The sequence below is a fragment of the Sphingomonas hankookensis genome, from assembly GCF_028551275.1.
Lineage (GTDB): Bacteria > Pseudomonadota > Alphaproteobacteria > Sphingomonadales > Sphingomonadaceae > Sphingomonas > Sphingomonas hankookensis_A.
Genome location: NZ_CP117025.1, coordinates 1,819,234 through 1,834,537 on the forward strand (window position 1 = coordinate 1,819,234; position 15,304 = coordinate 1,834,537).

The following is a 15,304-nucleotide window of genomic DNA, read 5'->3' on the forward strand; positions in this document are numbered from 1 at the left end:
GCCTCCGGTACCGACGCTGAGGATACGGTGTAAGGCTAAGGAATATATTAAGAATGCATCTTTGCGCTGACGTGATGGCGTAGACGGCCACGACGGTTGAGCCTTCGCAGCGACACAAGCGAACAGCACCAGCGCAATTCGCGACACGTTAGGGCTGAGACTCGATCCCATCCAGAAAGCGAGCGCGGTATCGATGGCTACGCCCGACAGGAAATTGGCGGCCAGTTTGTCATAGCGGGTCGCAACTCGGCGGAAGTCCTTTGACGTGAGGGGTGGTTAGCGGACCGGCCGCTTTTGGGTAAAGCAAGGCGCATAGCTGACGTTGGCTACCGCGGCCCGCCGTACCGATTGGGATCCCATGCGAGACGGGATCCCGAAACCTTGGGGTGTCACTCGCCCTCAACCGGACCGGCCACCAGCGGCGCATTTTTCAACAGCCCCGGTCGATTTTCCGGCGGTCTGGCTTTCCGTTTCGCCACGCTCGACAAGCAGTTCGGGAAACGGCACCCGCCTTGCCGTCTGTCGTGCAACTCGCGCATTGGTAGTGCTGGCCGCCCTTCCCAATCGGGATAGAACAAACTGAAAGTCAGGCGATCGTATTCACCACACCGCCGTCAACGCGTAGCGCCGCACCGGTGGTCGCTGACGCCTGTGGAGAGGCGATGTAGACGCAAAGGTTGGCGACTTCCTCGACCGTGGCAGCACGCTGGATGATTGAGGATGGACGATGCGCCTTGACGAAATCGACGCCGGCCTCTTCCAACGATTTGCCCGAGGCGACCGCATCCGCCAGCATCTCGGCTACACCCTCCGACAACGTTGGACCGGGAAGAATCGCGTTCACCGTCACCCCCGTACCCGCCATGCGCTTGGCCAAGCCACGCGACAGGGCAAGGTCGGCGGTCTTGGTCACGCCGTAGTGGATCATGTCCGCCGGGATGTTCAGGCCGGATTCCGAGGACAGGAACAGCACGCGACCCCAGCCCTTGTCGCGCATCCCCGGCAGATAGGCCCGGGACAGGCGTACGCCCGACAACACATTGACCCGGAAGAAGCGTTCCCACTCCGCGTCCGGCGTCTCGAAAAAGTCCTGCGGGCCGAAGATGCCGGCATTGTTCACCAAGATGTCGACCGCTGGAAGCGCGGATACGATGGCATCGCATCCGGCTTCCGTTCCGACGTCTCCGGCCACACCGCGCACATCGGCATCCCCGAACTCACGCTTCAGCTTGGCAACAGCCTCCTGGGTGCGGCTCTCGTCGCGCCCGTTCAGGACGACGATCGCCCCGGCCGCCGTCAACCCCTTCGCAATCGCAAAGCCAATGCCGGCCGTCGAACCTGTCACGAGCGCCGTCTTGCCGGAAAGGTCGATGTTCATGCGCTATCTCCAGGGATGATCTTTATCGGTCGGGGTTGTCCGTAACGTCAGCCCTGCGCGGCGAGTTGCGCCCGCACGGCGTCGGCCAGCGGTGTCGTCGGACGTCCGATCAGCTTCGAGAGTTGGTGGCCGTCATCGAACAGCGCACCGTTCGAGGCATCGACGTCCCATGCCGCAACTCCCTCGGCGAAGCCCTCGGGCAGGCCCACCTGCTTCAGGATCGCAGCGTAATCGGCCTGCGGCAGGTCGCGGTACGGGATGTCGCGGCCGGTCTGGCGCGATATCTCGGCGGCAAGGTCGGCGAGCGTCACCGCGTCGTCGCCGGCCAGCTCATAGGTCTTGCCCTGATGGCCGTCGCTGGTCAGCACGATGGCTGCGGCTTGGGCATAATCGGCGCGGGTCGCGAGCGACAGGCGTCCCTCGCCAGCGCTGCCGACGAGCGCGCCATTCTCCAGGGCTGCGGGAATCGAGCCGGTGTAGTTCTCGGTGTACCAGCCATTGCGCAGGAGGGTCGTCGGGATACCGGAAGACGCCAGCAGCGCTTCGGTCGCACGGTGCTCCTCGCCTAGGCTGATCGGCGATCGGTCGGCGTGCAGCAGGCTGGTGTAGACGATACGCTTGATGCCCGCCGTCTTGGCGGCCTCGATGACGTTACGGTGCTGTGCCTCGCGCTGCCCGACCTCGCTCGACGAGATCAAGAGCAACGTGTCGATCCCGGCCAGTGCCGGAGTGAGTGTCTCAGGCTGCGCGTAATCGAACGCGCGTGCCTCGACACCCAGGTCGCTGGCCTTTTCGGGCGAGCGCACCAGCGCCACGATCGGCTCGCCGGTCGACTTGCGCTTCAAGCTTTCGATGACGAGGCGGCCAAGCTGGCCAGTCGCGCCGGTGACGCCGATGGTCATGACAATTCTCCTTCAGTGACGCGGTGAGATCAGTTGAAACGGAAACCCGAGATGGCGGTCGACAGCACTTCCTCAGCATAGACCCGGGCGCCTTCGCCTTCGGCCGCTCCGGCCGCGACCATCAGGGGCAGCAGATGCTCCTCCTTGGCGGGCGGATGGGCGAACCGCGCCGATGGCGCATCGGCCCAATGCGCCAGACGCTCGGCTCGCTGCGCACCATCCAGTTCCATGCTCTCGGCCAGCCACTGGTCGAACGCCTGCGAGCCGGGCGTCGAGCGCGGGTCGCCATAGGCGCGCATGTTGTGGAAGCTCATGCCCGAACCCAGGATCAGCACACCTTCCTCACGCAGCGGCGCGAGGGCGCGCCCGGCAGCGAGATGGAGGGCCGGGTTCAGCCCCCGCTCGACGGACATCTCGATCAGCGGAATGTCGGCATCCGGAAAGGCGACCTTGAGGGGCACGAACACGCCGTGATCCAAGCCCCGTTTCGCGTCGACAGACGAGGGGATGCCCGCATCCTTGAGCAGGGCCGCGGCACGGGCGGCGAGCGCGGGCGAGCCTGGTACGTCGTAGCGCAGCTGATAGGTATGGGGCGGGAAGTTGTAATAGTCGTAGATCAGCTCGGGCCGTTCGGCGCCGGTCAAGGCAAAGCCGTCCGTCTCCCAATGTCCCGAGACGACGAGGATAGCCTTGGGCTTCTCGGCAAGCGAGTTCGGCAGGCTGCGCAGGAACGCTTCCATACCGCCCCACACGCCGCGCGGATCGTCCATGAAGAAGCAGGGGCCGCCGCCATGCGGGATGAAGTAGGTAGGCTGGACGCTCATGGTCATACACTCCGGTGCAGGCGCCACGGAAGCCGCCTGGATCATTGTTCGATCTGTTGACCGGGATATGCGCCCACTATCGCACAATGATAATCTGCTACGTAGAAGAGTCAGCTTCAACCACGGGTAGGAAATCATGGCGGATCGGTTGACGGGTATGGACGTGTTCGTAAAGGCGATCAGGCTCGGTGGCATCTCTGCTGCCGCACGCGATCTGCACATGTCGCCGGCGATGGCGGCCAAGCACCTAGACGCCCTCGAAGCGCGGCTCGGCACCACGCTGGTCCAGCGCTCGACGCGTCGGCTGTCGCTGACCGAGGCAGGCACCGACTATTTCGAAAAGGCCGAACGTATCCTGATGGAGATCGGAGAAGCCGAGGCGGAGGCATCGTCGCGCTCGATCACCGCCCAGGGACTGCTGCGCGTCAGTGCGCCCGCCACCTTCGGCGTTCTGCACCTTGCCTCACTCATCCCTGCTTTCTCCGCACGTCATCCCGAGGTGACGATCGAACTGGGCTTCAACGATCGTTACGTCGACCTGCTGGAAGAGCGTTGGGATGTCGCCGTACGGATCGGGCGCCTCGCCAACAGTGCGCTTGTTGCCCGCAAACTCGTGGCGATGCGCGTCGTGCTGTGTGCCGCCCCCTCTTATTTGGCGAGGCGGGGAACGCCAACCCGCCTGGCCGATCTCGGCGATCACGATTGTCTGGGCCGCACCAACGCGTCGCTTGCAGGAACGACATCGTGGGCGTTCGGCAAAGACGGGACGATCAAGGTGCCGATCTCAGGATCGATGTGTTCCGACAATGGCGAGGCCTTGGTTCGCGCTGCCATCGCGGGCCAAGGCTGGTCTATGGGCCACGCTTTATTGCGGCAGAGGCGCTTCGCGCCGGCCAGTTGAGCGAGCTTGAGCTGGACGAGCCGCCTATGATGCTGGGAGCGGCATATGCCATCACACACCCGACGCGGCGCCCCGCCGCCAAGACGCGGGCGTGGATTGACTTCTTGGCCGAAGCACTCCCCGCTCTTGGCACCGATTGGTGAGATGCCGAGCTGGCAGACGTCCCGAGTTTTCACCCGAGGACCGCGTCTGCTATCTCGAAACATCACGGTCTTTTACGATTGTAGATATCAGTGACCCAGCGAAAGCGACGCCCACAACCGCACATGGCTGGCATCGATAACGCCGAGGCTTGGTCCTTTTCAGTCGGTGCAGCGGGGGCCGCGGGCGCGGCGGACGTGGAGTGAGCGTGAGCCGCATCACTGCCAACCCTCGATGACGATCTTGCCGCGTGCGGTAGTGCTCTCAAGCGCCTGGTGCGCGCGCTTAAGGTTCGCGGCGTTGATGGGGGAGAACCGTTCGGTGAGGGTGGTGCGCACCTCGCCGGCGTCCACGAGGCTGGCGATGGCCGACAGGATCTGACCCTGCGTTTCCATATCAGCAGTCTCGAACATGGACCGGGTGAACATGAACTCCCAGTGGGTCGACACTGATTTTCGTTTGAACGGGACGACATCGAGTGTCTTGGGGTCGTCGATCAGTGCAAAACGTCCCTGCGGGGCGATCAACTCGGCGATCTGCTCGATATGCTCGTCGGTGTGCGTGGCCGAGAAGATGAAAGCCGGCGCGCCAATGCCGAGATCCGCTACCTGCTGCGCCAACGGCTGACGATGATCGATGACATGGTGGGCGCCGAGCTCATGCACCCAGGCTTGCGTCTCGGGGCGTGATGCCGTTGCGATGACGGTGAGATCGGGAACCTGACGGGCAAGCTGGATCGCCATCGATCCGACCCCGCCGGCACCGCCGATGATCAACAGCGCAGGTGCTGCACCAGCTACAGGAGTCCGCACGGACAATCGCTCGAAGAGGGCCTCCCACGCGGTAATCGCCGTCAGCGGCAACGCCGCTGCCTCTGCCCAATCGAGGCTGGCCGGCTTCCTTCCGACAATGCGTTCGTCGACCAGGTGCAGCTCGGCGTTGGTCCCATCGCGGCCGATGCTGCCCGCGTAGAACACCTCGTCGCCCGGTTCGAAGCCGCGCACTTCAGGGCCAACAGCGCGAACGACACCGGCGGCATCCCAACCCAGGACACGCCAATCACCGTGGATCGAACCCGAGCCAGCGCGCACCTTCGTGTCAACAGGGTTTACCGAGACAGCCTTGACCTCGACGAGGAGATCACGGCCGGTAGCGTTGGGATCGGGAAGTTCGATATCGACGAGAGCTTCCGTGCGATCGATCGTTCCGGGCTGCTGGTAGCCGATTGCGCGCATGATAAATCCTATTGTCAGGGGCTGTATAGCGAACTTTGTCGCGTACGAGATACGCACAAGCGACATCGCGGTTCGACATCGTCCTCAGGCTTGCGACGGCGTGATTGCCGCTGCCGTCTTCCCCGTGAGGTCGGTGATGATCGCGCCGATCAGCGTCCGTAACCAGCGGTGGGCGGGATCATGCCGATAGCGGACGTGCCAAGCCATTTCCACGGGAAAGCTGCCAAGGTCGACCGGAGCCGGCAGGATCTTCAGCCGGGGGTCGTGCATCAGCCGCCTGCAGATGAGCGAGGGCAAGGTGGCGCAATAGTCGGTCACCGCCACCATCTCGGCTACCGCGAAGAAGTTTGTCACGGAGATTGCGACGTCGCGCTTCAGCTGCTGCTGCGCCAGCGCCTGGAACAGCCCGGCGCGCATCCGTCCGGGCGGCACGATATTGACATGCTTCATCGTCTCGAACTGCTCGCGCGTCATGACATCGCCGACGCCCGGATGGTCGGCACGGACGGCGCAGGCGAACCCTTCGTCCATCAGGTGCTGGACGACGAGGTTGTCGGGCGGATCGACGATGCGGCCCAGCACGAGCGCCGTCGTGCCCGACACGACGCCTGTTTCCACAAGATCGTTCCCGTAGGGCGTCAGACGAAGCTTTATGCCGGGGGCGACCTTCTCCAGGCGCGCCACGATAGCGGGGACGAGGACGAACTCGACATAGCCGTTTGGCGCGATCGTGAAGAGCCGTTCGGCATGTAAGGGGTCGAAGGCCTGCTGACCGAGGACCGCGTCGTCGAGCTGGGCGAGTGCCTCGGCGATCAGCGGTGAGAGTTCAAGCGCGATCGGGGTCGGCTGGATGCCGTAGCGCTCGCGGACGAACAGCTGGTCCTGAAGCATCAGTCGTAGACGCGATAGGGCGTTAGACAGGGCGGGCTGCGTCATGCCCATGCGCTCGGCAGCCCGCGTGACGCTGCGCTCCTCCATCAACGCGACGAAGATCGGCAGCAGGTTCAGATCGTAGCGCATGCAGTCATCCTGTCAGACGTATATCTGACATCAAAAAGATAAACTTCTAGAATATATCAACGAGGCCCATTTCCCATCCATCGGCGACGGGCGCCGCGAACATGGAGGTTCAGATGAGCAAGGGTCAGGTTCTCGTTCTTGGATCGAACGCGACACAGCTCGGTCTGCGTAGCGGCAGTACCGCAACGGTCGGTCAGTATCTCAACGAGACGGCAGTCCCCGCGCTGGCACTGCTCGACGCCGGCTATGATATTGTTCTCGCTACGCCCAACGGGACCAAGCCGCACATCGACGCCGGCTCCGACACGAAGGACCACTTTGGCGGTGATGAGGCGGCATACCAGCGCGCCAAGGACTTCTTCGCCAGCCACCCGGCCATGAACGACGTCCGCACGCTGAAATCGGTTATCGACGAGGGTCTGGACGGCTTCGTTGGCGTGTTCGTGCCGGGAGGTCACGCGCCCATCGTCGATCTGATGCAGGACCGCGATGCGGGCACGATCCTCCGTCACTTCCACGCGGCGGCCAAGCCGACCGCGCTCCTCTGCCACGGACCGGTGGTCGTTGTTTCTACGCTCGACGATGCTCCGGCCTTCCGCAAGGCGCTGGAGGAAGGCGATGACGCCGGGGCGGCCGATCTGGCGCGAGACTGGATCTACTCAGGCTACCGCATGACCGTCTTCTCGGCGAGCGAGGAGAAGATCGCTGAGGAGCAAGTGCTGAAGGGCGAGCTCTTCTTCGACATGGAAAAGGCGCTGCGGTCGGCCGGTGGCGACGTCTCTGTCACCGACAAGAACTTCGCTTCGAATGTCGTCGTGGACCGGGAGCTGATCACGGGTCAGAATCCGGCGTCGGACCAAGCCATGGCCGACGCTTTGATCGAAGCCCTCGATCGCGCCGCTGCGTGAGTACCAGGATGACGGGCGGGGCGCTCAGGATGCGCCCCGCTTCGGATATAACCAGGACAGGATATGGTGCCATGACCGCCAACGTGAAGATCGTCGCCGTCCTAACCGCCCGTGCGGATACCGTCGACCGCCTGCGCGCTCTGCTCGACGCCATGCTAAAGCCAAGCCGTGCCGAACCGGGCAATTTGCGCTACGATCTCTGGCAGGACCAGAGCGATCCGAACCGCTTCGTCCTCGACGAGCTGTACGCGGACGCGGATGCGGTTACCGCCCACCGCGCGACGCCCCACTTCCAAAACTACCTCTCTCAGATCGGCGATCTGGCCGAGCGCGCCGCGTTTGTCCTCAACCCCGTCTCCGCGACCTAAGGGTGCTGCCATGGGCAAGCTTAAAGAATGGGTGGGGTCGGCGCTGCTGGCACAACCGTTCTACGTAGAGGAACTGCGGATGATCGGCCTGTTGGCACCTGCGCTTCGCGCGGGCCTTATGGGCTTCGTTCATCCACGCGGCTACCGCTGGCGCGGGGCCGCGACCCAGCGAAAAATCAACATCTGAAGTGAAGGAAACACAGTCATGACCAAAGGTATCGAAGGCAAGGTTGTTCTCATCACCGGCGGGAGCACCGGCATCGGCGCCGAGACCGCGCGTCTTCTCGCCGAACGCGGTGCGAAGGTCGCCATCGCCGCACGGCGCAAGGACAAGCTCGACGAGGTCGTCGCGCAGATCGCCGAGAACGGCGGAACGGCACGCGCCTATGCGCTCGACGTCACTGACAAGTCGGCGGTCCAGTCCGTCGTCGCCGCGATCGTCGCCGACTTCGGCCGTCTCGACGTACTGATCAACAACGCCGGTCTGATGCCGATCCGTCCGATGGCCGAGGTCAACACCGACGAGTGGGACCAGATGATCGACGTCAATTTGAAGGGCACGCTCTACGGCATCGCCGCGACTCTTCCCGGCTTCCTGGAGCAGGGCAGCGGCCACATCATCAACCTGAGTTCGGTCGCCGGCATCAAGGTCTTCGCCCCGGGCGGCACGGTCTATTCCGGCACCAAGTTCGCCGTCAGCGCGATCAGCGAAGGTCTTCGCCAGGAGGTGGGCGAGAAGGTCCGCGTCACGTCGATCGAGCCCGGAGCCGTCGAGAGCGACCTGAAGTTCACGACGTCGGGTACGGCTACTGAGACGGTGCTGGACTTCTACAAGCAGGCCATCCCGGCGGCATCGGTGGCGCGTGCTATCGCGTTCGCTGTCGAACAACCTGATGACGTCGACGTCAACGCGATCGTCATCCGGCCGACCGCACAGCAGTTCTGATTTCGACGAGGAGGCGGGGCCGCGTGTGCTCCGCCTCATGGGGAACGTACCGGCCCGCTCTTCCGTTACTCTGCCGAATAATGACTGTCGGTTTCGCTTGAGGAGTCATTTATGCCCAAACTTGCCCTGTATGTACCACTGAAGGCCAAGCCCGGAAAAGAGCGTGATGTCGCCAATTTCCTGACCTCGGCATTGCCGCTCGTTCAAGCTGAGGCGGGCACTCTGACCTGGTATGCGATCGAGGAAGGTCCCGGTGCGTACGCGATCTTCGATACGTTCGACACAGAGGAGGATCGGCAGGCCCATCTCGACGGCAAGGTTGCCGCCGCACTGATCGACAAGGCAGAAGAACTGTTTTCTGAACCGCCGCAAATTCATAAGTTCACCCTGCTGGCCGCGAAATAGCCGAGCGGTCGGCACCCTAAGGTGCTGTTTGACTGCAGGGTAAGGTTCGTGTTTCTATCCGGAATGGGTGGCCCGGCCGTATCGGGAAATGAATAGATGAATATGGCAGGTCATCCGCAATAGTGGATGACCTTGTCTTCTGCACTTATCATATCTCTGAATTTAACGATAAGGCGCCGTTGATGTGTCGCGACGTGACGGCACCATTCGTTCGCGGGAGGGTGCCGAACGCGAGCGATGACTTGCCCGAGCCCGATATGCCGGTGAACACCACGAAGGCGTCGCGCGGTACATCGACGTCAATATTTTTGAGGTTATTCTGGCGCGCGCCGCGAACCTGCACGCAAGCGGGCGGCCCCGTATGCCCATGATCGGTGGCCGGCGTCGTCGCGTGAATAACCTTGCTCTTCAATTCAGTCTTCCTGCCCTATCCGCCCGTGCAGCCCAAGGTTTATCACAGTCGGGTAACAGATGAATGCTTTTCCGACTCAATACATCCAAAGGTCAGGCTGGCCCGATATTTGGCACCTTTAAAATATTTTTTGCAGCATTGGACAAGGGTTACGACAAAACCATTTTCCCGTTGGGTCGCGCGACGAGGCCACACACACTCCGCTGGTAAGCGCCTGGGCTGGGCGGCCCTGGTCCGTGCCGCTATCGGCATGTAACGACCGTACTTCGGCGCTTGTTACCGCATCGCGACGCGTTGCCCATTTGCCAGAGCGCGCTTCATCATGGCCGGGGTCGGGCCATGATGACGGCCGAGTTGTCCATCCGAGCGCCTCGCGCCGCTTCGGATCGGCGGGTCAGTAGTGAATGACCGTGCGGATCGACTTGCCTTCGTGCATCAGTTCGAAGGCCTCGTTGATCTCCTCCAAACCCATCGTGTGGGTTACGAATGGGGCCAGATCGATATCGCCTCTCATCGCATCCTCGACCATGCCGGGGAGCTGTGTCCGTCCCTTGACGCCACCGAAAGCGGACCCCTTCCATACGCGGCCCGTGACGAGCTGAAATGGGCGGGTGGAGATTTCCTCGCCCGCGCCGGCAACGCCAATCACGATCGACTGACCCCAGCCACGGTGCGCTGATTCAAGCGCGGCGCGCATGACGTGGACGTTACCGATGCACTCGAAGGTATGATCGATGCCCCAGCCCGTCATCTCGATCAGCACTTGCTGGATAGGCTTGTCATGGTCCTTGGGGTTGATGCACTCGGTCGCACCGAACTGGCGTGCCAGCTCGAACTTGGATGGATTGGTGTCAATGGCGATGATGCGACCCGCCTTCGCCTGGCGTGCACCCTGAATCGCCGCGAGGCCGATGCCGCCGAGGCCGAACACGGCGACCGAGTCTCCGGGCTGGACCTTGGCGGTATTGTGGACTGCGCCGATGCCGGTCGTGACGCCGCAGCCGAGCAGGCAGGCATGTTCGGGGTTTGCCTCGGGATTGATCTTGGCGAGCGAGACTTCGGCGACGACAGTAAATTCACTGAAGGTTGAACAGCCCATGTAATGATAGAGGGGCTGACCATTGTACGAAAAGCGGGTGGTCCCATCGGGCATCAAGCCCTTGCCTTGCGTTTCGCGGACAGCGACGCACAGGTTGGTCTTGCCCGACAGGCAGAAGTCGCACTTGCCGCATTCGGCGGTGTAGAGCGGAATCACGTGATCGCCCGGTCCGACGCTGGTGACGCCTTCACCGACCTCGACAACGATGCCCGCGCCCTCGTGGCCCAGAACCACCGGGAAAACACCCTCCGGATCACTCCCCGCCAGCGTGTACGCGTCGGTATGGCACACACCGGTGTGCGTCACCCGTATGAGGACTTCGCCTTTCCGGGGTGGGGCGACATCGATCTCGACGATTTCGAGTGGCCTGCCCGCCTCGAAGGCTACAGCGGCGCGAGATTTCATGTTGGCATACCCTCGTTGAGTTAAAACTGATTGCTGTGCGAGGCCGTTGCGTCAGCGCAAATTCGTGGGGGAGCGATCACTCACTCCCCCGGTGTGCCGGTCAGACCGTAACGACGACCTTGCCGATCTGGTCGTTCGATTCGAGGAAGCGGTGAGCGTCCTGGATGGCGTCGAGCGGGAAAGTGCGCGCGATCCGCGGCTTGAGCGCGCCCGATTCCAGACCCGCCACGATGAACGCCTTGGCGCGATCGAGGGCGGCATCGTCCGAGACGATCTCGCTGTAGAGATACCCCTTGAGCGTGAGGCTCTTGCCCAGCACGGAGAACAACGGGAACGGCGTCGGTTCGCCGCTGAGCGCGCCATATTCGAGCAGGATGCCTCCGCGTGCCATGCTCTCGGTCAGCGGCTCGAACGACGGGCCTCCGACCGGATCGAGCACTACGCGCGCACCCTGACCATCGGTTATCTCCATCACCCTCGCTACCAGATCCTCTTCCCCGGTTGCGACGACATGATGTGCACCGGCATCGATCAGGGCCTGGCGCTTGGCGCCGGTACGCGTCGTCGCGATTACCGTCGCGCCGACCATCCGGGCAATCTGGAAGGCAGCAAGGCCGACGCTGCTGGAGGCAGCAGTGACGATGACGAAATCGCCCTCGCCGAGTTTCGCCTGCTCCACCAGCGCACCCCAGGCGGTGACATACTGCATCCACACGGCCGCCGCTTCCTCGAACGACAGCGCTGCCGGATGCTTGACGACGAGGCGGGCGGGCACGTTGGCGATCTCGCCATAAGTGCCCCAGCGCGCGATATCGAGCGGGGGGATGACGCTGACGGCTTCGCCTTCCGCAAACCCGGTCACGTCCGCGCCAACCGTAACGACAGTGCCGGCAGCCTCATAGCCAAGCCGGCTCGGGAACTCGGCTTCCTGAAGGTAGGCATGGTTGCGGAACATCACCTCGGCGCGGTTTATGCCTATTGCCTTCACCGCGATCTGCACTTCGTCGGCCGCGGGCGCGGGGACTGCCACATCTTCAATCCTGAGGACGCTGGCGTCGCCATATTCGTGGATACGGACGATGCGGCTCATTGGAGATTCCTTGATTATTGAATGATCGTTCTGTAAGGGAGAAGACCACCCGTTTCAAGCTATTATTTATCGATCGTTCCATATCGTGCATCAGAGATGACAGAGACGAAAGCCCGTCGCCGCGCAGGTCGCCCTCGTGTGTTCGACACTGACGCTGCGCTCGACAAGGCGGTGCGGCTGTTCTGGCAGCGCGGCTACGAGGCGACATCGATGGCCGATCTGGTGGCGGAGACTGGCGTCGCCGCCGCCAGTCTCTATGCAGCGTTTGACAACAAGGCGGGGCTGTTTGCGGCGGTGATCGAGCGCTACGCCGCGACGTTCAGCGTCCACATCTATGCACCCATCAACGATCCGGCGTTGTCCACCTACGAGGCCGTCAAAGGCCTGCTGGAACGAGCGGCGTCATCATTCTCGGAACCTGGAACGCCGGCCGGCTGCTTCATGTATTCGGCAGCGGCAGCCGTTTCGCCGGCGTCCGCCGCCATCGAATGCCTGCTGCGCGACAAGCGCATCGCGGCGGAGGCCCTCCTGATCGAGCGTCTGCAACGCGGTGCCGCGCAGGGCGAGCTTGCGGCCAACACCGATCCGGCCGTGCTAGGCAAATTCATCAATACGGTCATGGAAGGCATGTCCGTTCAGGCGCGCGACGGCGCTACGATCAACGAACTGCTCTCCATCGCCAAAATGGCACTCGATCGATGGCCGGCCGCGATATGATCGTTACATGGCGGTCATCTGCCAATCCGCCTCTCGCGACCGAACAGTCGAACTCATCTCATTGGACGAAAGCACATGAAACACGTGACATTGCTCGGCGGGGAAGTGGTTCCTTCAATGGGTCAAGGCACCTGGAAGATGGGTGAACGTTCTGAGCGGCGACGCGGGACAACACTTCCGGCGACATGCCGGTGCCTTCATCGGTAACCGTCACCATGACGTAATTGCCAGGCTCCAGCTCGCCGAAGCCGTGCTCGCCCTTCTCGACCGAACGGTTCCTGACCTCGATCGTCACCTTGCCGCCGTCCGGCATGGCGTCGAGGGCATTGAGCAGGATGTTGATAATCGCCAGCTCGGCTTGGGTCGGGTCGATCCGCGCGTTGCAGGTAGTTTCCTGATGCGTGATTCTGACGGACACGAGGCCGCCGGCAGTGCGCTCGATCAGCGGGCGGATTTCATCCACCAGATCGGCAAGGTTGACCACGCGGCCTTGCAGCTTCTGCTTGCGCGAGAAGGCGAGAAGCTGCTGGGTCAGTGTCGCGCCCCGCTCGGACGCCTGAAGGATCGCGCGCATCGACCGTGCGCCCTTCTGAAAGTCGAAGTTACCGCCGCGCTCCATGTTGTTGAGGACGACATCTGCGAAGCCCTGGATCACGGTAAGCAGGTTGTTGAAGTCGTGCGCCACGCCGCCCGTGAGCTGACCCACTGCCTCCATCTTTTGCGCCTGGCGCAGGCCCTCCTCGGCGTCGCGACGACGCGTCACGTCGAGCTGCGAGCCGAAATAGTAGATCAGCTTGCCTTCGCTATCGAAACCGGCGATATGAAGAGCGCATTCCAAAACGCCGCGCCGTTCTTCTTATAGTTCAGGATTTCGACAGCGGTTTCGCGTTGCTGTTCGATCAAGCGGCGTAGCTCGGAAATCGTGTCCGGATCCGTGTCCAGACCCTGCAGCAACCGGCAGTTCGTGCCGATCAGCTCCTCCCAGCCATAACCGGTCATGTTCATGAAAGCCGGATCGGCGAAGACGATCGGATTATCCGGCAGGTTCGGATCGGTGACGATCATCGGCATCCGCGTCGTCTTCACAGCGGCGAAGAAGATGCTGTTGCTGTCATCCGTCATGTCGTGATTGGCGGCACCTGCCAGATGCGGAGGCAGTGCGCCTTCGGCGTTTCGGGCGTCGGTTCAGCCATCAAGTCTCAGGCGCTAGAGGAAGGCATGCCCCGAAGCGCCGGCCGATTGGCCGTTAACTCCCCGCGCCCGGGAAAAGTTTCGGGTGAAGCAAACTTAGATTTAGATCCGCGATCAAGCAGCGAGCCGAAGCACGTTGCGGCCTCGCGCTTGGCTACGTAGAGCGCCTGATCGGCGCGTCTGAGCAACGTGTTGCACGCTTCGCCGATCGCCAGCTCGGCAACCCCGATGCTGATCGTCACGCAAGGATTGTCGCCCCCCGCTTGAATAGCGACACGGACCCGTTCCGCGACCATCATCGCGACGCTCGCCGTCGCATCCAGCAGGACAATGACGAACTCTTCCCCGCCGAACCGTCCGATCGTATCGGCGCTGCGCAGCTCGCGACCTGCATCGGCCGCGACGCGACCGGACCGAAGCTGTCCCGGCGCTCAGACCTTGCGGTCGCCATCCGCTATGCGCTCACCCGCTGGCAGGTGCTGACCCGCTATGCCGACGACGGTCGCCTCGAGATCGACAACAATGCCGCCGAGCGCTCGCTGCGCGGCATCACCTTGGGTCGCAAGAACTGGCTGTTCGCCGGCTCCGACCAGGGTGGTCATCGCGCCGCCAACATCTACAGTCTTGTGGAAACCGCCAGGCTCAACGGCGTCGACCCCGAGGCTTGGCTCGCCGACACCGTCAGCCGCATCGCCGACCATCCGGCACGCCGGGTCACCGAACTCCTGCCGTGGAACTACCGTCCCACCTGATGTGACGCCTTCACCGGACGCTTACGCTTCTTCCACATCGACATTGCTGAAGTGCAGACCGCCGAAGGCAAGCTCTACCTGTTCGTCGGCATTGACCGCACCAGCAAGTTCGCGGTCACCCAACTGGTCGACAAGGCCGATCGCCGGACAGCTTGGGAGTTCCTCGAACACCTGCTGAAGGCCGTGCCGTACCGGATACACACGATCCTGACCGATAATGGCATTCAGTTCGCCGAGCAGCCGCGCAACCGGAACACCGCCTGGTCGCGCCAGATGCGCTTCGACATGATCTGCGAGGCAAACGACATCGAACACCGGCTTACCAAACCGAACCATCCGTGGACCAACGGACAAGTCGAACGGATGAACCGCACCATCAAGGAGGCAACCGTCAAACGCTTCCACTACGAGAGCCACGACCAGCTTCGGACGCACCTCGCCGACTTCATGGCAGCCTACAACTTTGCCCGCCGGCTCAAGACGCTCAGCGGCCTCACCCCCTACGAATACATCGCCAAGATCTGGACGTCAGAGCCAGACCGGTTCATCGTCGACCCGATCCACAAGATGCCGGGACTGAACACCTAGTCAGCTCGACCAACACGCGCAC

17 protein-coding genes and 4 pseudogenes are annotated in these 15,304 nt (G+C 62.7%); 9 read left to right on the top strand and 12 right to left on the bottom strand.

Annotated elements, in window-relative coordinates; genetic code table 11:
- Positions 1 to 168: 168 nt before the first annotated feature.
- The 4 genes and pseudogenes from PPZ50_RS08605 to PPZ50_RS08620 all read right to left on the bottom strand — a co-directional run.
- Positions 169 to 261: pseudogene (locus tag PPZ50_RS08605) on the bottom strand (IS5/IS1182 family transposase); the annotation flags it as partial.
- 325 nt (positions 262 to 586) lie between these two features.
- Positions 587 to 1,378 (bottom strand): SDR family NAD(P)-dependent oxidoreductase, encoded by a 792-nt coding sequence (locus PPZ50_RS08610; RefSeq protein WP_272815262.1) that lies wholly within the window; start codon positions 1,376 to 1,378, stop codon positions 587 to 589.
- Between the two features lie 47 nt (positions 1,379 to 1,425).
- On the bottom strand, positions 1,426 to 2,280 hold the full coding sequence (locus tag PPZ50_RS08615) for an SDR family oxidoreductase (RefSeq protein WP_272815263.1): 855 nt from the start codon (positions 2,278 to 2,280) through the stop codon (positions 1,426 to 1,428).
- 29 nt (positions 2,281 to 2,309) lie between these two features.
- Positions 2,310 to 3,149, bottom strand: coding sequence for a DODA-type extradiol aromatic ring-opening family dioxygenase (locus tag PPZ50_RS08620; protein WP_272815264.1), 840 nt, complete (start codon positions 3,147 to 3,149; stop codon positions 2,310 to 2,312).
- A 112-nt stretch (positions 3,150 to 3,261) separates the two neighbouring features.
- Between PPZ50_RS08620 and PPZ50_RS08625 the strand changes: the two genes are divergently transcribed.
- Positions 3,262 to 4,005, top strand: a complete 744-nt coding sequence (locus PPZ50_RS08625) for a LysR family transcriptional regulator (RefSeq protein WP_272815265.1) — start codon at positions 3,262 to 3,264, stop codon at positions 4,003 to 4,005.
- A gap of 359 nt (positions 4,006 to 4,364) precedes the next feature.
- Here PPZ50_RS08625 and PPZ50_RS08630 read toward each other — a convergent pair whose 3' ends face one another.
- On the bottom strand, positions 4,365 to 5,381 hold the full coding sequence (locus tag PPZ50_RS08630) for a zinc-binding alcohol dehydrogenase family protein (protein ID WP_272815266.1): 1,017 nt from the start codon (positions 5,379 to 5,381) through the stop codon (positions 4,365 to 4,367).
- An 84-nt stretch (positions 5,382 to 5,465) separates the two neighbouring features.
- Positions 5,466 to 6,401, bottom strand: coding sequence for a LysR substrate-binding domain-containing protein (locus tag PPZ50_RS08635; protein ID WP_272815267.1), 936 nt, complete (start codon positions 6,399 to 6,401; stop codon positions 5,466 to 5,468).
- A 113-nt stretch (positions 6,402 to 6,514) separates the two neighbouring features.
- On the opposite strand from PPZ50_RS08635, the gene PPZ50_RS08640 reads away from it, so the two are divergent.
- From PPZ50_RS08640 to PPZ50_RS08660, 5 genes are all read left to right on the top strand, one after another.
- Positions 6,515 to 7,309: a type 1 glutamine amidotransferase domain-containing protein gene (locus PPZ50_RS08640; RefSeq protein ID WP_198355636.1), complete on the top strand. Its 795-nt coding sequence runs from the start codon at positions 6,515 to 6,517 to the stop codon at positions 7,307 to 7,309.
- Between the two features lie 71 nt (positions 7,310 to 7,380).
- Complete coding sequence (locus PPZ50_RS08645; protein ID WP_062126405.1) at positions 7,381 to 7,677, top strand: putative quinol monooxygenase; 297 nt, start codon at positions 7,381 to 7,383, stop codon at positions 7,675 to 7,677.
- Between the two features lie 10 nt (positions 7,678 to 7,687).
- Entirely contained in the window at positions 7,688 to 7,864 is a 177-nt protein-coding gene (locus PPZ50_RS08650) for a hypothetical protein (RefSeq protein ID WP_272815268.1), read from the top strand.
- Between the two features lie 18 nt (positions 7,865 to 7,882).
- A complete protein-coding gene (locus PPZ50_RS08655) occupies positions 7,883 to 8,623 on the top strand; it encodes an SDR family oxidoreductase (RefSeq protein WP_272815269.1) in 741 nt (246 codons plus the stop codon).
- A 111-nt stretch (positions 8,624 to 8,734) separates the two neighbouring features.
- Complete coding sequence (locus PPZ50_RS08660) at positions 8,735 to 9,028, top strand: putative quinol monooxygenase (protein WP_272815270.1); 294 nt, start codon at positions 8,735 to 8,737, stop codon at positions 9,026 to 9,028.
- A 217-nt stretch (positions 9,029 to 9,245) separates the two neighbouring features.
- Here the strand turns inward: PPZ50_RS08660 and PPZ50_RS08665 are convergent.
- The 3 genes and pseudogenes from PPZ50_RS08665 to PPZ50_RS08675 all read right to left on the bottom strand — a co-directional run.
- Positions 9,246 to 9,425 (bottom strand): annotated as a pseudogene (locus PPZ50_RS08665) (hypothetical protein); the annotation flags it as partial.
- A gap of 409 nt (positions 9,426 to 9,834) precedes the next feature.
- Positions 9,835 to 10,944 (bottom strand): S-(hydroxymethyl)glutathione dehydrogenase/class III alcohol dehydrogenase, encoded by a 1,110-nt coding sequence (locus tag PPZ50_RS08670; protein ID WP_272815271.1) that lies wholly within the window; start codon positions 10,942 to 10,944, stop codon positions 9,835 to 9,837.
- 100 nt (positions 10,945 to 11,044) lie between these two features.
- Positions 11,045 to 12,034, bottom strand: a complete 990-nt coding sequence (locus tag PPZ50_RS08675) for a zinc-dependent alcohol dehydrogenase family protein (protein ID WP_272815272.1) — start codon at positions 12,032 to 12,034, stop codon at positions 11,045 to 11,047.
- Between the two features lie 138 nt (positions 12,035 to 12,172).
- On the opposite strand from PPZ50_RS08675, the gene PPZ50_RS08680 reads away from it, so the two are divergent.
- On the top strand, positions 12,173 to 12,751 hold the full coding sequence (locus tag PPZ50_RS08680) for a TetR/AcrR family transcriptional regulator (protein ID WP_272815273.1): 579 nt from the start codon (positions 12,173 to 12,175) through the stop codon (positions 12,749 to 12,751).
- Positions 12,752 to 12,809: 58 nt separating this feature from the next.
- Here PPZ50_RS08680 and PPZ50_RS08685 read toward each other — a convergent pair whose 3' ends face one another.
- From PPZ50_RS08685 to PPZ50_RS18945, 3 genes are all read right to left on the bottom strand, one after another.
- A complete protein-coding gene (locus PPZ50_RS08685; RefSeq protein ID WP_272815274.1) occupies positions 12,810 to 13,589 on the bottom strand; it encodes an ATP-binding protein in 780 nt (259 codons plus the stop codon).
- Entirely contained in the window at positions 13,541 to 13,873 is a 333-nt protein-coding gene (locus PPZ50_RS08690) for a PAS domain-containing protein (protein ID WP_272815275.1), read from the bottom strand. The genes PPZ50_RS08685 and PPZ50_RS08690 overlap by 49 nt, the downstream gene beginning before the upstream one ends.
- Before the next feature lie 77 nt (positions 13,874 to 13,950).
- Positions 13,951 to 14,322, bottom strand: a complete 372-nt coding sequence (locus PPZ50_RS18945) for a GGDEF domain-containing protein (RefSeq protein WP_420794426.1) — start codon at positions 14,320 to 14,322, stop codon at positions 13,951 to 13,953.
- A gap of 36 nt (positions 14,323 to 14,358) precedes the next feature.
- Here PPZ50_RS18945 and PPZ50_RS08695 point away from each other — a divergent pair.
- Positions 14,359 to 14,694: pseudogene (locus tag PPZ50_RS08695) on the top strand (IS66 family transposase); the annotation flags it as partial.
- A gap of 27 nt (positions 14,695 to 14,721) precedes the next feature.
- Positions 14,722 to 15,282, top strand: a pseudogene (locus tag PPZ50_RS08700) (integrase core domain-containing protein); the annotation flags it as partial.
- Between the last annotated feature and the right edge of the window lie 22 nt (positions 15,283 to 15,304).

What these genes read in the sequence shown, in the direction of transcription:
- PPZ50_RS08675 (WP_272815272.1), bottom strand. Translation starts at nt 12,034, where the DNA reads ATGAGCCGCATCGTCCGTATCCACGAATATGGCGACGCCAGCGTCCTC.
- PPZ50_RS08615 (WP_272815263.1), bottom strand. Translation starts at nt 2,280, where the DNA reads ATGACCATCGGCGTCACCGGCGCGACTGGCCAGCTTGGCCGCCTCGTC.
- PPZ50_RS08630 (WP_272815266.1), bottom strand. Translation starts at nt 5,381, where the DNA reads ATGCGCGCAATCGGCTACCAGCAGCCCGGAACGATCGATCGCACGGAA.
- PPZ50_RS08690 (WP_272815275.1), bottom strand. Translation starts at nt 13,873, where the DNA reads ATGACGGATGACAGCAACAGCATCTTCTTCGCCGCTGTGAAGACGACG.
- PPZ50_RS08610 (WP_272815262.1), bottom strand. Translation starts at nt 1,378, where the DNA reads ATGAACATCGACCTTTCCGGCAAGACGGCGCTCGTGACAGGTTCGACG.
- PPZ50_RS08670 (WP_272815271.1), bottom strand. Translation starts at nt 10,944, where the DNA reads ATGAAATCTCGCGCCGCTGTAGCCTTCGAGGCGGGCAGGCCACTCGAA.
- PPZ50_RS08625 (WP_272815265.1), top strand. Translation starts at nt 3,262, where the DNA reads ATGGACGTGTTCGTAAAGGCGATCAGGCTCGGTGGCATCTCTGCTGCC.
- PPZ50_RS08620 (WP_272815264.1), bottom strand. Translation starts at nt 3,149, where the DNA reads ATGATCCAGGCGGCTTCCGTGGCGCCTGCACCGGAGTGTATGACCATG.
- PPZ50_RS08660 (WP_272815270.1), top strand. Translation starts at nt 8,735, where the DNA reads ATGCCCAAACTTGCCCTGTATGTACCACTGAAGGCCAAGCCCGGAAAA.
- PPZ50_RS08650 (WP_272815268.1), top strand. Translation starts at nt 7,688, where the DNA reads ATGGGCAAGCTTAAAGAATGGGTGGGGTCGGCGCTGCTGGCACAACCG.
- PPZ50_RS08635 (WP_272815267.1), bottom strand. Translation starts at nt 6,401, where the DNA reads ATGCGCTACGATCTGAACCTGCTGCCGATCTTCGTCGCGTTGATGGAG.
- PPZ50_RS08640 (WP_198355636.1), top strand. Translation starts at nt 6,515, where the DNA reads ATGAGCAAGGGTCAGGTTCTCGTTCTTGGATCGAACGCGACACAGCTC.
- PPZ50_RS08655 (WP_272815269.1), top strand. Translation starts at nt 7,883, where the DNA reads ATGACCAAAGGTATCGAAGGCAAGGTTGTTCTCATCACCGGCGGGAGC.
- PPZ50_RS08645 (WP_062126405.1), top strand. Translation starts at nt 7,381, where the DNA reads ATGACCGCCAACGTGAAGATCGTCGCCGTCCTAACCGCCCGTGCGGAT.